We start from the raw sequence: 15,369 nt of genomic DNA on the forward strand, positions 1-15,369 counted from the left end.
TTTACACTCTCCAGAGAATCTGCGCAGCGTAGCCCGCACATGCGAGCAGCCAGACGATCGTCAGCGCCTGAAGAAACAGGCGCATGCCAACGGGCTTCACATAGTCCATCCAGATGTCGCGGATACCAACCCACGCGTGATAGAACAGCGACAGCAGCGTGACAAACGTGGCGAGCTTCATCCATTGCGTTGCAAAGATCGATGCCCAGCCGTCGTACGAGAAATCGCGCGCGCCGAAGAACCAGGCGAGCAGGATGACCGTGTAGATCGCCATGATGCAGGCGGTAATGCGCTGGGCGAGCCAGTCGCGCAGACCATAATGTGCGCCGACGACAAGACGCTTCGGACCGATTCGGTTATTAGCTGCCATTTTTTTAGAATGCTCCGAAGAGTTTGAGCGCGAATGCAATCGTCAGAAGCGACGAAACGACCAGCACCACGATGGAGGTTTGCTTACCCTTCTCTTTAGTCGTGAGACCGTGGCTCGTGTCCATGAACAGGTGACGGACACCGGCGCAGAAGTGAAACAGGAAGGCCCACGCGAGAACGAGCGTGATGAGCTTGACGACGATGTTGGAGAGGAAGCCCTTGAAGACCTCGAAGCTAAGTTCGGAAGTCAGGCTCTGATCGAAGAGGTACAGCAGGAACGGAAGAAAAACAAAAAGCAGCCCACCGCTTAGGCGGTGCAAGATCGACACGCGCCCCGCTAGCGGGAGACGGTATGCCGTCAAAATCTGCCCGATACCGATGTTCCGGAATTCCGGCCTCGGTTTTTTTACGGCTTCAGCCATGCTAGACCCCTACTATGTAGTCACACTAATCCGCAATTTTAGCGCCTTTTTATATCGCGCTGCAGCGAAAACCACCACAGGTCCGTTACAGCGTGCGCGATAAAGGCGCCTTCAAACAGGCGCGCGCGTGGGGCGCGGCGCCTTTTTTCATCCTGATTCAGCTCAGATCGTTCTGATAGTAATACCCGGTTGTGACATACCAACCACGGCGCACCTCAACCGGCCGGTCTCCATATGTATAGGACACGCGGTCGACGGAAAGCAGTGGAAAACCAGCCGGCACATGCAGCAGGTCGGCCACCGAAGGCTCGGCCGCGACCGCGCGGATCTTCTCCGTTGCGCGGATCATGCGGGTACCGAATTCCGTCTCGAACATCGCGTAGAGGGGACCTTTATACTCCGACAGCCGTTCGAGCGTGAGCCCGCGGAACACCGCGCCAGGCAACCAGATTTCGTCGAGTACGGTGACTTCGCCGTCGAACTGCAGCAAGCGCTTGATCAACACCACCGGATCGGCGGGCTTGAGATCAAGTTGCCGGGCGATGTCCGCCGATGCGCGCAAGCGCCGGCATTCAAGCAGGCGGCTGACGTGCGGGTGTTCCGCGCCGTCATCGGCCAGTAATCTGAGGAAGCGAAACTGGGCGCGGTCTTCATTGTGCGTTGCAACAAAAGTGCCCTTGCCCTGGCGGCGCACCAGCAGGTTGTCGGCGGCAAGCTCGTCAATCGCTTTGCGCACGGTTCCCTGACTGACCTTGTATCTTGCCGCCAATTCGACTTCACTAGGAATGATCTCGCCAGGCTTCCACTCGCCGCTTTCGAGACTCTGCGTAATCAAACCCTTGATCTGCTGATACAAGGGGCTGAAGGTGGGCGATGTAGCGGCCGAGGCGGCGGATACACCCTCGCCCGCGGCCCCATGGCCGCTCGGATTCGTGGTGTTCGCCGGGTTCGAATTCATCCGCGCATTTCATCATAAAGGGCCGGGCCGCGTCTAGGGTTTTCCCCGCAACAGATATGTCTTATATAAGACATAAGATAATGTTGACTTTGTGTCTGACGACTCCTACACTCCTTGTCGAGCAAGGGTTTGCGGGGTTTTTGGCGGCTGTTTTGCACTGTGCAATGCAGCGCCGTAGCGCACCGGCAGCCACTCTGCACCATGCTGTTCCCACGCAGTCCAGGTTTCGATTCGCCGCCATTCGTTTGGTCAGACGCTTGCCGAAACGCGCTGTTTGCAGGAGCCCGCACCGTGCAGCGGCTACCGGCGCCAACCTGCCTCGCTTCCCGCTAGTAGTACAGGTTTCCGGCATGGCGGTCTTGCCGCAGCGCGCCGCACAGCCTCGGAAAATTACGAGGCCGTACGCGAACAGTGAATTCCGCCGTGTTTCACAACGCTTCGCTGAACGCGCATATAGAATGGCGTTTTCCCTAGCGTCTAACGCATCGTCCTGGAGATTTCTCAATGGCTAAGCCCGCAAAGCGCGTTGCCGTCACCGGCGCCGCAGGTCAAATCGCTTACTCCCTGCTATTCCGCATCGCCAATGGCGATCTGCTCGGCAAGGATCAGCCGGTTATCCTGCAACTGCTCGACCTGCCGCAAGCGCAAGGCGCCGTCAAAGGCGTCGTGATGGAACTGGATGATTGCGCATTCCCGCTGCTGTCGGGTGTCGTGATCACCGACGACCCGAAGGTTGCATTCAAGGATGCAGACGTTGCCCTGCTGGTCGGCGCACGTCCGCGCTCGAAAGGCATGGAGCGTAAAGACCTGCTGTCGGCAAACGCCGAAATCTTCACGGTTCAGGGCAAGGCGCTGAACGAAGTCGCCAGCCGCGACGTGAAGGTGCTGGTGGTCGGCAACCCGGCCAACACGAATGCTTACATCGCGATGAAGTCGGCGCCGGATCTGCCGAAGAAGAACTTCACCGCCATGCTGCGCCTCGACCACAACCGTGCGCTGTCGCAACTGGCCGCCAAGTCGGGCAAGCCGGTCGCTTCGATCGAAAAGCTGGCTGTGTGGGGCAACCACTCGCCGACCATGTACCCGGACTTCCGCGTTGCAACGGCTGAAGGTCAAGATCTGACCAAGCTGATCAACGACGAAGAATGGAATCGCAACACGTTCATCCCGACCGTCGGCAAGCGCGGCGCAGCGATCATCGAAGCGCGCGGCCTGTCGTCGGCAGCGTCGGCAGCTAACGCTGCAATCGACCACGTGCGTGACTGGGTGCTCGGCACGAACGGCAAGTGGGTCACGATGGGTATCCCGTCGGACGGCTCGTATGGCATTCCGGAAGACATCATCTACGGTGTGCCGGTTACGTGCGAAAACGGCGAGTACAAGCGCGTCGAAGGTCTGGCAATCGACGCGTTCTCGCGCGAAAAGATGGACGGCACGCTGAACGAGCTGCTCGAAGAGCGCGAAGGCGTTCAACACCTGCTCGGCTAAGCGCCTGATGCAGATGAACCGGAACTCCGTAGCTTCGTTGCGGCGGGTTCCGGTTTTTTACGTGCGAATGCAGGTACGCCCCACGAAATTGCGGTTCACTTCGCAATTTGTCGTGCCAGTATTCGCCTCTGATTCGAACGCGCTTTGCGTCATGGCCGGCTAATCGCCGAGCAGAACGCGTCCGAATCCGATTTAGCCACCCGACCACCCAGAATCCTGACGCCGAAGATGCGCGCCCTCACACCCGCCGAAGTGCTGTTTGACGGCGAAGTGCCGCCCGCTGTGCTGCCTGCCTGCGATCACTACGCCGGCAGCGAGAAGCTGATGCTGAAATCACTGGCATTGCAGCAGCAACTCGGCCCGGTGTTCGACATCACGCTCGATTGTGAAGACGGCGCGCAAGTAGGCCGGGAAGCCGAGCACGCGGAGCTGGTCGCGTCGCTGCTGGGCAGCGAGCATGACCGCTTTGGCCGCGTCGGCGTGCGGATTCACGACTTCGATCACGCGCACTGGCGCGACGACATCCGCCTCATTCTGCGCGCAGCGAAACGCGCGCCTGCTTACATCACCCTCCCGAAGATCCGCAACGTCCCCGATGCTGCCGAAATGGTCGCGTTCATCGAGGCGACGCGGCGCGAACTCGGCATTGCACAACCGGTGCCGGTGCAATTGCTGGTCGAAACACATGGCGCGTTGACGCGCGTGTTCGATCTGGCCGCGCTGCCTGGCGTCGAGGCGCTGAGCTTCGGCCTGATGGACTTCGTTTCCGCGCACAACGGCGCGATTCCCGATACCGCCATGCGCTCGCCCGGTCAGTTCGATCACCCGCTGGTGCGGCGCGCGAAGCTCGAGATTTCGGCGGCCTGTCACGCGTACGGCAAGGTGCCGTCGCACAACGTCAGCACCGAAGTGCGCGACATGAGCGTGGTCGCGAACGACGCCGCCCGCGCCCGCAACGAGTTCGGCTACACACGCATGTGGAGCATCCACCCGGCGCAGATCGAGGCGATCGTGGCCGCGTTTGCACCTCGCGACGAAGAAATCGCCACCGCTACCGAGATTCTGCTGGCCGCGCAGTCCGCACAATGGGGACCGACGCGCCATCACGACACGCTGCACGACCGGGCCAGCTATCGCTACTACTGGTCGGTGCTGCGTCGCGCGCAATCCACTGGCCGCGCCGTCCCGCAAGACGCCGCGCCGCTCTTCACGAAAGTGGGCGCTAACGGGCAAGCCGCATCATGAGCAGGCATAAAGGAGATTGCGGAAGATGAGTGAGACGACGCAAACCGCCGGTGCACAAGGCGAGAACGAGCCCAAAAGCGGCTTCAAACCGAAGAAATCGGTCGCCCTGTCCGGCGTGACGGCCGGCAACACGGCGCTGTGCACGGTCGGCAAGACCGGCAACGATCTGCACTACCGTGGCTACGACATTCTCGACATCGCCGGTGCGTGCGAATTCGAAGAGATCGCCTATCTGCTGGTCCACGAAAAGCTGCCGACGCAAGCCGAACTGACCGCCTACAAAACGAAGCTCAAGGCGCTGCGCGGCCTGCCCGCGAACGTCAAGGCCGCGCTCGAATGGATTCCGGCCGCCGCGCACCCGATGGACGTGATGCGCACCGGCGTCTCGGTGCTCGGCACCGTGCTGCCCGAGAAAGACGACCACAACCTGCCGGGCGCGCGCGACATCGCCGACAAGCTGATGGCCTCGCTCGGTTCGATGCTGCTGTACTGGTACCACTACTCGCACAACGGCAAGCGCATCGAGGTCGAAACCGACGACGACTCGATCGGCGGCCACTTCCTGCACCTGCTGCACGGCGTGGAACCATCGAAGGAGTGGGTCGACGCGATGCACGTGTCGCTGAACCTGTATGCCGAGCATGAATTCAACGCGTCGACCTTCACCGGCCGCGTGATCGCGGGCACGGGATCGGACATCTACTCGGCAATCACCGGCGCGATCGGCGCGCTGCGTGGCCCGAAGCACGGCGGCGCGAACGAAGTCGCCTTCGAGATCCAGTCGCGCTATCAGACGCCGGATGAGGCTGAAGCCGACATCCGCAAGCGCGTGGAAAACAAGGAAGTGGTGATCGGTTTTGGCCACCCGGTGTACACGATTTCCGATCCGCGCAACAAGGTCATCAAGGACGTTGCGAAGAAGCTGTCGAAGGAAGCGGGCAACCTGAAGCTGTTCAACATCGCCGAGCGGCTTGAAACGGTGATGGCGGAGGTGAAGAAGATGTTCCCGAATCTGGACTGGTTCAGCGCGGTGTCGTATCACATGATGGGCGTGCCGACGGCGATGTTTACGCCGCTGTTCGTGATCGCCCGCACGGCAGGCTGGAGCGCGCACATTATCGAGCAACGGATCGACAACAAGATCATCCGGCCGAGCGCGAATTACACCGGTCCCGAGAATTTGAAGTACGTGCCGCTAAATAGGAGAAAATAGCGGTCGCTGTGCGCTTTCAAAGCGCGTGCGGTTTAACCTCGCGGTTCTCCAGATGGCCAACCGCGCACTGTTAACTGAAACTAGATAGAAAGGTTTTCTCCATGAAAAAGCTGATGATCGCTGCCGTGATTGGCGCCCTGTCCACCACGATGCTGACCGTCGCAACTGACGCCGCTGCGCAAACGGCGACCACCACCCCTGCCACGAAACCGGCTGCCAAGGCTGTGGCGAAGCGCCCGCAACCGAAGCGCCTGATCAAGCGCAAAGCCAATCCTGCCAAGGAAGCGAAGGTCGACCCGGTGCCGGACGGCTCGATCAAGTGGTCGTGCAACGAAGGTCTGGCCTTCGATCTGAAGGGCGACATGAAGCGTGACCAGATCGTCACGGTTCACTGGGCGAACAAAAACTACAATCTGCCGCGCGAAGCGACCACCACGGGCGCAGACCGTTTCCACGACGCTGCATCGGGTATGGATCTGGTCGTGATCCCGACGAAGGCGATGTTGTTCTCGGACAAGGACAGCTCGCGTCTGGCCGACGAGTGCAAGACGGCAGAGATGATCCAGGGCGCACCGGCTCCGACGCAATCCAACGCGATCAACAAAACCAACTAATCCGTTACATCAGGAAAGCACCCCGATGTCCGCTCCGATTTCCAACGTACGACCCGCCCCGGATTCCGTCCTGGTCGATATTGTCGATTACGTGCTGGATTTCCCGATCGACAGCACGCTCGCGCTGGATACCGCGCGTAACTGCCTGATCGATACGCTCGGTTGCGGACTCGAGGCGCTCACCTACCCGGCCTGCACCAAGCTGATGGGACCGATCGTGCCAGGCACGATCGTCCCCAACGGCGCGAAGGTGCCGGGCACGTCGTTCCAGCTGGATCCGGTTCAGGCCGCCTTCAACATCGGCGCGATGATCCGCTGGCTCGATTTCAACGACACATGGCTCGCCGCCGAATGGGGTCATCCGTCGGACAACCTCGGCGGAATTCTGGCGACGGCCGACTGGCTCTCGCGCAGTGCCATCGCAGCGGGCAAGCAGCCGCTGACGATGAAAGACGTGTTGATCGGCATGATCAAGGCGCACGAAATTCAAGGCTGTATCGCGCTCGAAAATTCGTTCAACAAAGTCGGGCTCGATCATGTACTGCTGGTGAAACTGGCTTCGACCGCGGTGGTCGGCCAGATGATCGGGTTGACGCGCGACGAGTTGATCAACGCGGTATCGCAGGCGTTTGTCGATGGGCATGCGCTGCGCACCTACCGCCATGCACCCAATACCGGCTCGCGCAAGTCGTGGGCTGCGGGCGATGCAACCTCGCGCGCCGTACGGCTCGCGTTGATCGCGAAGACCGGCGAGATGGGCTATCCGTCGGTGCTGACCGCGAAAACGTGGGGCTTCTACGATGTGCTGTTCAAGGGTAACGCGTTCAGGTTCCAGCGCCCTTACGGCTCGTATGTGATGGAAAACGTGCTGTTCAAGATTTCGTTCCCGGCTGAATTCCACGCGCAGACGGCGGTGGAGGCGGCGATGACGTTGCACGCGCAATTGCAGAGCGCGGGCAAGCGAGTGGAAGACATCAAGAAGATCACGATCCGCACGCACGAAGCCGCAATCCGCATCATCGACAAGAAAGGCCCCCTGAACAATCCGGCCGACCGCGATCATTGCATTCAGTACATGATCGCCGTGCCGTTGATCCATGGCCGCCTGACGGCCGCGGATTATGAAGATTCGATCGCGCAGGACGCGCGCATCGATGTGCTGCGCGCCAGGATGGAATGTGTGGAAGACGCGCAGTTCACGAAGAATTACCACGATCCGGAGAAGCGTTCGATCGCCAATGCACTGACGATCGAATTCAACGACGGGTCGACGTTCGACGAAGTTGTAGTCGAATACCCGATCGGTCATAAGCGTCGTCGCGAAGACGGAATTCCGTTGCTGGTCGAGAAGTTCAAGACCAACCTCGCGCGCCGCTTTCCGGTCAGGCAACAACTGGCGATTCTCGATGTGTCGCTGGATCAGGCACGGCTCGAAGCCATGCCGGTCAATGAATACGTCGATCTGTACGTCATCTAGTCAAGTTAAGTACTGTAGTTCCGCGATCAAACCAAGGAAAACACCATGGCCCACAACCTCCACAAAACGCTCAAGGAATTCGACAGCGGTTCCGGCAAAGGCAAGTTCTACTCCCTGCCGCAACTCGGCAAGGCACTGAACATCAAGATCGACCGCCTGCCGGTTTCGATCCGTATCGTGCTGGAATCGGTGCTGCGTAACTACGACGGCAAGAAGATCGCCGAAGAACACATCGAGCAACTCGCGAACTGGAAGCCGACGGCAGCACGCGTCGACGAAATCCCGTTCGTCGTGTCGCGCGTCGTGCTGCAAGACTTTACCGGCGTGCCGCTGCTCGCCGACATCGCAGCGATGCGCGGTGTCGCGAAGCACATGGGCAAGGATCCGAAGTCGATCGAACCGCTGGTCCCGGTCGATCTGGTCGTCGATCACTCGGTGCAAATCGATCACTTCCGCGAAAAGAACGCGCTCGATCTGAACATGAAACTGGAATTCCAGCGCAATAACGAGCGCTACCAGTTCATGAAGTGGGGCATGCAGGCGTTCGACACGTTCAAGGTCGTGCCGCCGGGCGTCGGTATCGTTCACCAGGTGAACCTCGAATACCTCGCACGCGGCGTGCACAAGAAGGCCGAAGGCGCGGACACCGTGTACTACCCGGATTCGCTGGTCGGCACCGACAGCCATACCACCATGATCAATGGTATCGGCGTGGTGGGCTGGGGCGTGGGCGGTATCGAAGCTGAAGCCGGCATGCTCGGCCAGCCGGTATACTTCCTGACGCCGGACGTGGTCGGCGTCGAACTGAAGGGCAAGCTGCGCGAAGGCCTGACGGCGACCGACCTGGTCCTGACCGTCACCGAACTGCTGCGCAAGGAAAAGGTTGTCGGCAAGTTCGTCGAGTTCTTCGGTGAAGGCACGAAGTCGCTGTCGCTGCCGGACCGTGCGACGATCGGCAACATGGCGCCGGAATACGGCGCAACCATGGGCTTCTTCCCGGTCGACGAAAAAACCATCGACTACTTCAAGGGCACGGGCCGCACCGACGCAGAAATCTCCGCCTTCGAAAACTACTTCAAGGCGCAGGGTCTGTTCGGTATTCCGAAGGCTGGCCAGATCGACTACACCAAGGTCGTCACGCTGGATCTCGGCACGGTCACGCCGTCGCTGGCAGGTCCGAAGCGCCCGCAAGACCGTATCGAAATCGGTCACGTGAAGTCGACCTTCAGCGACCTGTTCTCGAAGCCGGTGGCAGAAAACGGCTTTGCGAAGAAGTCGGAAGACCTCGACACGCAATACACGACGAGCAACGGCGTCGACGTGAAGAACGGCGACATCCTGATCGCCGCGATCACGTCGTGCACGAACACGTCGAACCCGAGCGTGCTGCTGGCCGCTGGTCTGCTGGCGAAGAAGGCTGTGGAAGCTGGTCTGACGGTCGCGCCGCACATCAAGACGTCGCTGGCTCCGGGATCGCGCATCGTCACGGAATACCTGACGAAGACCGACTTGATGAAGTACCTCGACAAGCTCGGTTTCACGCTGGCCGCTTACGGTTGCACGACCTGTATCGGTAACGCGGGCGACCTGACGCCGGAACTGAACGAAGCGATCACGAAGAACGACATCGTCGCGGCAGCGGTCTTGTCGGGCAACCGTAACTTCGAAGCGCGTATTCACCCGAACATCCGCGCGAACTTCCTGGCCTCGCCGCCGCTGGTTGTGGCTTACGCGATCGCCGGTAACATCACGCGCGACCTGATGACCGAACCGGTCGGCAAGGGCAAGGGTGGCCGCGACATCTACCTGGGCGACATCTGGCCGACCAGCGAAGAAGTCGATGCACTGCTCAAGTTCGCGCTGGACGCCGATGCGTTCCGCAAGAACTACTCGTCGCTGACCAAGAAGGGCGACCTGTGGAGCAAGATCGAAGGCGAAGAAGGCCAAGTCTACGACTGGCCGAAGTCGACCTATATCGCTGAGCCGCCGTTCTTCGGCAAGGACTTCTCGATGACGCCGGCCGACAGCATCGCTGCGGTCACGAACGCACGCGCACTGGGCATCTTCGGTGACTCGGTCACGACCGACCACATCAGCCCGGCTGGCTCGATCAAGGAAGACTCGCCGGCAGGCAAGTGGCTGAAGGAAAACGGCGTGCAGAAGGCCGATTTCAACAGCTACGGCTCACGCCGCGGCAACCACGACGTGATGATGCGCGGCACGTTCGCGAACGTCCGGATCAAGAACCTGATGATCCCGGCGAAGGCAGACGGCTCGCGCGTTGAGGGCGGCCTGACGATTCACCAGCCGAGCGGCGAACAACAGTCGATCTACGACGCAGCGATGAAGTACATCGACGCCGGCACGCCGACCATCGTGTTCGCGGGCGAAGAGTACGGCACGGGCTCGTCGCGTGACTGGGCTGCGAAGGGTACGCAACTGCTGGGCGTGAAAGCTGTGGTCGCACGCAGCTTCGAGCGGATCCACCGTTCGAACCTGGTCGGCATGGGCGTTCTGCCGCTGCAATTCAAGGGCTCGGATAGCGTCCAATCGCTCGGCATCACCGGCGAAGAAACGTACGACATCGAAGGCCTGGGCGCTGACTTCAAGCCGCAACAGGAAGTGACGCTGGTGATTCGTGGCAAGGACGGCAAGGAAAAGCGTGTGCCGGTGCTGCTGCGTATCGACACGCCGATCGAAGTCGATTACTACAAGCACGGCGGGATTCTGCCGTTCGTGCTGCGTTCGTTGCTGGCTGCTTAAGGTACTAGCTAACGCGTGTAGTAACTGCGAGTTGTTTTGCAGGGGCTGCGTCCTGTGGAGGGCGCAGCCGACTTTAGAAGCCCGACCTCTGGTCGGGCTTTTTTTATGGACCTTTACTGCTTACTACGATCATCGTGCTGAAAGGCATCCGGGTTGTCGGTGACCCGGCGTTGGGTCATGCGGGCGTTCCAGTTGTTGTCCATCGGCATTGCCGCGCGCATGGTCGGCGCCGGACGATGCTGCTGGGCGGCCCAGTTCAGCCACGATGCGTCGTCGACCACAGCGGTGCTACGCGCCGCGCCGGCGACCCACTCGGGCTGATTCGACACCTTAGGCTTCGCAGCCGGATGAGCGGCTCGATTCAAGACCACACGCTCGTTGACGTGGGCTTCGGACAAACGCGCCACCTTGACACGTTTCACCGCTTTTTCCCGCGACGGCATGTTCTGGTCACGGGTAGCAGCGTGTGTTCCGGGCTTCCTTGCGAACGAGTCCGGCGGTGACGCTTGCGCGACATGTTTCGGCGGCGCGATAGATAAGGGCACAGCCTGCGCGACCTGAGTCTCAGGTACTGCGTCGGCGCGCGCGGAAACCACCGGCGGCACCGCGCTCACGATTGCGGCATCCGCCCTGGCTGCCGGCTTCCCGGCGGCAATCTCCGCTTGGCGGGCTGCAGCGGCCAGCGTCACTGACGACGCTTTCACCTTCTCCGCTTCCTTCATGGAGCAGGTGACCAACAACCATGTCAGCGCGATGGTGCAACCCGCGAAGATAGCCCCGGCCAGCAGACGGTCCGAGCGCGACGAACGCGGGCGGGGCGTGCCCATTTGCAAGTAACGTTTCGCTTCTTCCAGTGCCGCGTCCCAGCGATGGGTGTCCACTCGCTGCGGCGGCGCCTTGTAGAAAAGGACGTGCTTGACACCCGGAGGAAACTGACCCGGGCGCGCCGCCTGAGGTTCGCGTTGCACGGCACCCTGGATCGCCCGTTGCACTGCAGTCTGGGGAGTACGTTGCATAGCGAGTCGCGCGATACGCGATATCGACCCGAAGGGAGGCGGTAAGCCGTCGAATGGCCGCAGCTTTGGGAATGCCAAGCCGCCTTCGATCAAAACCTGCGGTTGGTTCATCCTAACGTGCTCCGGTGGGAAGCGATCTCTGTATCGAGTTGCGTAATGAGAATTTCGGCACGTTCAATAAGCGCGTCGATTGCGCCGACCCCGTGCTCCTGCGGCGCGGCGCTGGCATGCCGCAACGCCTCCATCAAACTGTGTGCGCCGACGAGGCCTACAGCTCCGCTCAAGCGGTGCAGCAAGGTGCGCAGCCCCGCAACATCCTCCTGATGACGCAAATCACTCATCTGCTCCAGATCGTCCTTCATCGCACGGCGCCAGCCGCTCAGAAACGTGTCGAGATCAATCCCCTCAGCAGACAGCGCTTCGAGATAGCGAAGTTCGAAAGGCTCGGCCAACACACTTTCGAAAGCCTTCTCTGGTTGTACTGCAATGCCCGGCAAGTGAGCGTGTGCATAATGGACCTGATCCGCGGACGTCCCCCATTGCTCGACAGTGAACGGCGCATTGAAGCTCGCGCGAATGATGGAATGCGAGTCGCTTGCGATGGCGAGTTCACCTTGCATACGCTGCGCAAGTATCTGGCAAAGCGGCAAACACGCATCGACGTTGCTAAGCTGCTTGCCTTCAGTCGATTCGTTAGCGTCGGCTTCAAAAAGTTGCCCTTGCGCGGCATACATGGCTTTCTCACCGGTATGCGCCACGTTGATGAAAATCTGCTGCGAGCCGGCGTTTAACGGCTCCGCACGTACGACAATTGCAATCTCGCCATGCGTATTCAGTTGAACCGTACGGTTTAGCAGATGGAAGAAAATCTGCCCGAGCCGGGCGCTATCGACGAGAATCCGCTCCGCGACTGCATGGTCGATGTCCGAACTCAAGTGCAAACCGCGCTGAGTCGCAGACGGAGACAACAGCGCGATAACACCGTCGATGAGTTCGCGCAGGTTCGTTGCACTTTCGTCGAGAACAAAGGCGCGCGACTCCAATGGCAACGCCTCGAGTAAATCGTGAAGCGTTTGGCCCCATGTGCGCACCGCGGATTGAAGCATGGACATCTGAGCGCGTTGAGCGGCCGGCATGGACACCGTGTCGATCGATTCAAGCAAATCCGTCACCGCAGCCAACGGCGCTTCTGCGTAGAGGCGCGCTGCGCCTAGGAGCCAGAGTCGCTCCTTCAGTGCGGCAGCTCTCGCCTGAGTAGCCGCTGCACTGCGCGCGGCCGTCTCCCGCGCTTCGGCAGCCTGGCACTCACGTGTCCATTTGTCTTTAACTCGATGCAGTTCCTCCGCAGCGCGTCTCAGCGCTGCGCGGGACAGGCAGGTACCGGCCAGTGCAACGACTGCCGGAGCCGCGAGCGCCAATAGCCATGTTTGTCGCTCAATCGCCGCATCATGCGCACTCGCCGCCGGCCGAGCCGCAGATTCATCGACTTGCTGCACGCGCGGTGTATCGTCGACTAATGGCATCGCATTGGCGCGTATAGAGAGCACACACAGCAGCGCGAATGCGAAGAGACAACCCAATACCGTCGCGAAACGGATCGAAGTAAGCCCTGCATCGCGAGAGAAAGTGTGAGAGAAACGCTGCGCGCGACAACGCGCGGCAGTTGAAGAACCAAGCAGGCTCATTTTGTTCATAGCCCGAAAAACCTAGTCGATCAACCGATGCAGCGAAGCAAACTCAATCAGCCCAGCCAACGATGACAACCCCAGTTTCTCCTGGATGCGACTCTTGTATGTACTGACCGTCTTGTCACTCATGAATAGCACATCTCCAATCGCCTTGTTCGACATGCCTTTGGCCAGCATTTGAAGAATCACAATTTCTTTGTCCGACAGCAAACCAAGCTTATCTTCCTCGCTGGCTGCGCTTGCATGAAACGCCACGCCCGAACCACTGCTTGTGACTGGAAACACTGTGTACCCGGCGAGCACGGCTTCCACGCCACGCATTATTTCCTTCATTTCCTGCGTTTTTCCGACAAATCCGTGCACACCTGAACGCATTGCCCGTGGCGCGAACGTAGCAGCGTCCTGACCAGACAGAACCAGCAAGCGGATCGACGGATGCGCGAGTTTAAGACGAGGAATCACGTCAAGTCCACTAATCCGCGGAATATCGAGATCTAGTATCGCCAGGTCGGGGGTATGCAAGCGCGCCATTTCTACGGCCGTTTGCCCGTTGTCTGCCTCAATGACGTTTTCAACGCCAAGCAACTGCATGAGTTGCATCTTGATGACCAATCGAAACGCAGGATGATCGTCAATAACCAAAATCGTAGCCATATTTTTATTCCTAAAAAACGTTTTCGGTTCCACACCGATGTTGGTATTCGCGCCGCGCAACAAGTCACAGTCGGCGAACATCGAATGACATTGATGTCACGCTATTCTCCAACCGGTAAAAACTCGTTCATGTTTTGTACGCAAAGAAACGACGTCGCGTCGCGTGTACTTTCATTGCGTAAAAGCACGGGGTCTCTGCAAAAAATCGGGGGAAGTTCAGACACGCAGTGTGACGGCCGGTATTGAGTTGGCGCGCCGACACCTTGTTCCACGCGGAGTGTGCGGTGTATTCAATGCGTATTGCGCCGTGTCGACACAAACTCACGGTGCCGCGTGCACAAACTCGATCTCAACTCGACGGTTCGGCGCGAGACAGCGCACCCGATCCTCGCGTTTGCGTTGCGTACATACCACCACCTGATTCGCACTGCCGAGCCCTTGCGCGGTGATCGGCAATGTCACACCTTTGTTGAGCAGATACTGCTTGACCGTCTGTGCGCGCTGCAAAGAGAGACGTTGATTGTAAGCAGCAGTACCAAGCGGATCGGTGAAACCCGTAACCCTGAGTTCGCCGACTCCATGCACTTGCTCAAGTCCCTTTGCCACCGCGTCGAGCCGCGGCTTACCCGTGGCCAGGATCGCAGCCTCATTACCGCCGTTAAAGCGGAACAGCGAATCCGCTCGCAACGTAATCTTCTGCGGTGACTCGGCTACGGCTGGCTGCGGCCTCGCCTGAGCGCACTGCAGCGCCGTCTCGGCAGACTTGCGCAGATTGTCTTTGATCTCGGGTAAGCGCTTTTCCGCGGAGACAAAGCTTCGAGCCCACGCATCATGTCCGGCCTGCATCAATTCAACTTCCGCGCAAGCCAGTGGCTGTTGCGCCGGTAGACATTGGGCAATCGCAGGATCACTCTTGATGGTATTGACGATCTGCCACAAATCCGGACGTACCGTTGAGACAGTCCGAAGAACGGGATTGGCGGCACTCAGCGGCGTGCCCTTCTCGAGGCTCATCGTGATCATTGCGGCCTGCCCGATCGCTTCTTCTACAAAACCCCAATGATCGTTGGTCTGGGACGTTTGCCGAGCGGCATCAATCCAGCATTGCGCCTTGGCATGGAAATAGTTTGTTTTGTCGCCGGGCGCCTGGTCAAGCCGTTGCTGGAGCGCAGCTATCGCTGCCTTACCGCTAACGATAGGGGCATATGTATTAACCCATTGCGATGTCGCCGCGCCGGCAGCGCCGTCTTGCGAGGCAATGCCCGTTTTCAACACCGTGACATCTTCAATGCCGAGCCGGTCCCGCGCGACATGTTCCGCACAGCCCGACAAAACCAGAGCGAGCGCCAGAACTGTTAGCTGAAATTTCATTGACTATCTGCGTCGAGCGCATCTTCTTTGAGAAGTCTCGGAGTATGAACAGACGCAGACAGGCGCGGAATGGGAACATTCTTAGATTGTC

The 15,369-nt window shown here is 59.7% G+C and carries 13 protein-coding genes; 6 read left to right on the forward strand and 7 right to left on the reverse strand.

Annotated elements, in window-relative coordinates; translation table 11 throughout:
* Position 1 precedes the first annotated feature (1 nt).
* From sdhD to GH665_RS37975, 3 genes are all read right to left on the reverse strand, one after another.
* Positions 2-370, reverse strand: coding sequence for a succinate dehydrogenase, hydrophobic membrane anchor protein (sdhD, locus tag GH665_RS37965; protein ID WP_153142117.1), 369 nt, complete (start codon positions 368-370; stop codon positions 2-4).
* Positions 371-374: 4 nt separating this feature from the next.
* Entirely contained in the window at positions 375-791 is a 417-nt protein-coding gene (sdhC, locus tag GH665_RS37970; RefSeq protein WP_074289034.1) for a succinate dehydrogenase, cytochrome b556 subunit, read from the reverse strand.
* A 157-nt stretch (positions 792-948) separates the two neighbouring features.
* Positions 949-1,749: a GntR family transcriptional regulator gene (locus GH665_RS37975; RefSeq protein ID WP_153142118.1), complete on the reverse strand. Its 801-nt coding sequence runs from the start codon at positions 1,747-1,749 to the stop codon at positions 949-951.
* A gap of 504 nt (positions 1,750-2,253) precedes the next feature.
* Between GH665_RS37975 and GH665_RS37980 the strand changes: the two genes are divergently transcribed.
* The 6 genes from GH665_RS37980 to acnA all read left to right on the forward strand — a co-directional run bounded on the left by GH665_RS37980 (position 2,254) and on the right by acnA (position 10,549).
* Complete coding sequence (locus GH665_RS37980) at positions 2,254-3,237, forward strand: malate dehydrogenase (RefSeq protein ID WP_074289036.1); 984 nt, start codon at positions 2,254-2,256, stop codon at positions 3,235-3,237.
* Positions 3,238-3,465: 228 nt separating this feature from the next.
* Positions 3,466-4,482 (forward strand): HpcH/HpaI aldolase/citrate lyase family protein, encoded by a 1,017-nt coding sequence (locus GH665_RS37985; protein ID WP_153142119.1) that lies wholly within the window; start codon positions 3,466-3,468, stop codon positions 4,480-4,482.
* Between the two features lie 25 nt (positions 4,483-4,507).
* Complete coding sequence (gene prpC / locus GH665_RS37990) at positions 4,508-5,695, forward strand: bifunctional 2-methylcitrate synthase/citrate synthase (RefSeq protein WP_153142120.1); 1,188 nt, start codon at positions 4,508-4,510, stop codon at positions 5,693-5,695.
* 101 nt (positions 5,696-5,796) lie between these two features.
* Positions 5,797-6,309, forward strand: coding sequence for a hypothetical protein (locus GH665_RS37995; protein WP_153142121.1), 513 nt, complete (start codon positions 5,797-5,799; stop codon positions 6,307-6,309).
* Positions 6,310-6,334: 25 nt separating this feature from the next.
* Positions 6,335-7,786: a bifunctional 2-methylcitrate dehydratase/aconitate hydratase gene (locus GH665_RS38000; RefSeq protein ID WP_153142122.1), complete on the forward strand. Its 1,452-nt coding sequence runs from the start codon at positions 6,335-6,337 to the stop codon at positions 7,784-7,786.
* 45 nt (positions 7,787-7,831) lie between these two features.
* Positions 7,832-10,549: an aconitate hydratase AcnA gene (gene acnA / locus GH665_RS38005; RefSeq protein WP_153142123.1), complete on the forward strand. Its 2,718-nt coding sequence runs from the start codon at positions 7,832-7,834 to the stop codon at positions 10,547-10,549.
* Between the two features lie 113 nt (positions 10,550-10,662).
* Here the strand turns inward: acnA and GH665_RS38010 are convergent, their stop codons facing one another.
* From GH665_RS38010 to GH665_RS38025, 4 genes are all read right to left on the reverse strand, one after another.
* Positions 10,663-11,565, reverse strand: coding sequence for a hypothetical protein (locus GH665_RS38010; RefSeq protein WP_153142124.1), 903 nt, complete (start codon positions 11,563-11,565; stop codon positions 10,663-10,665).
* Positions 11,566-11,672: 107 nt separating this feature from the next.
* A complete protein-coding gene (locus GH665_RS38015; protein ID WP_153142125.1) occupies positions 11,673-12,677 on the reverse strand; it encodes an Hpt domain-containing protein in 1,005 nt (334 codons plus the stop codon).
* Between the two features lie 594 nt (positions 12,678-13,271).
* The gene (locus GH665_RS38020) at positions 13,272-13,907 is read right to left on the reverse strand and encodes a response regulator transcription factor (protein ID WP_153142126.1); all 636 of its coding nucleotides are present in this window, start codon (positions 13,905-13,907) and stop codon (positions 13,272-13,274) included.
* Between the two features lie 321 nt (positions 13,908-14,228).
* A complete protein-coding gene (locus GH665_RS38025; protein ID WP_153142127.1) occupies positions 14,229-15,278 on the reverse strand; it encodes an OmpA family protein in 1,050 nt (349 codons plus the stop codon).
* Between the last annotated feature and the right edge of the window lie 91 nt (positions 15,279-15,369).

Origin of the sequence: Paraburkholderia agricolaris, from assembly GCF_009455635.1 — a bacterium.
Lineage (GTDB): Bacteria > Pseudomonadota > Gammaproteobacteria > Burkholderiales > Burkholderiaceae > Paraburkholderia > Paraburkholderia agricolaris.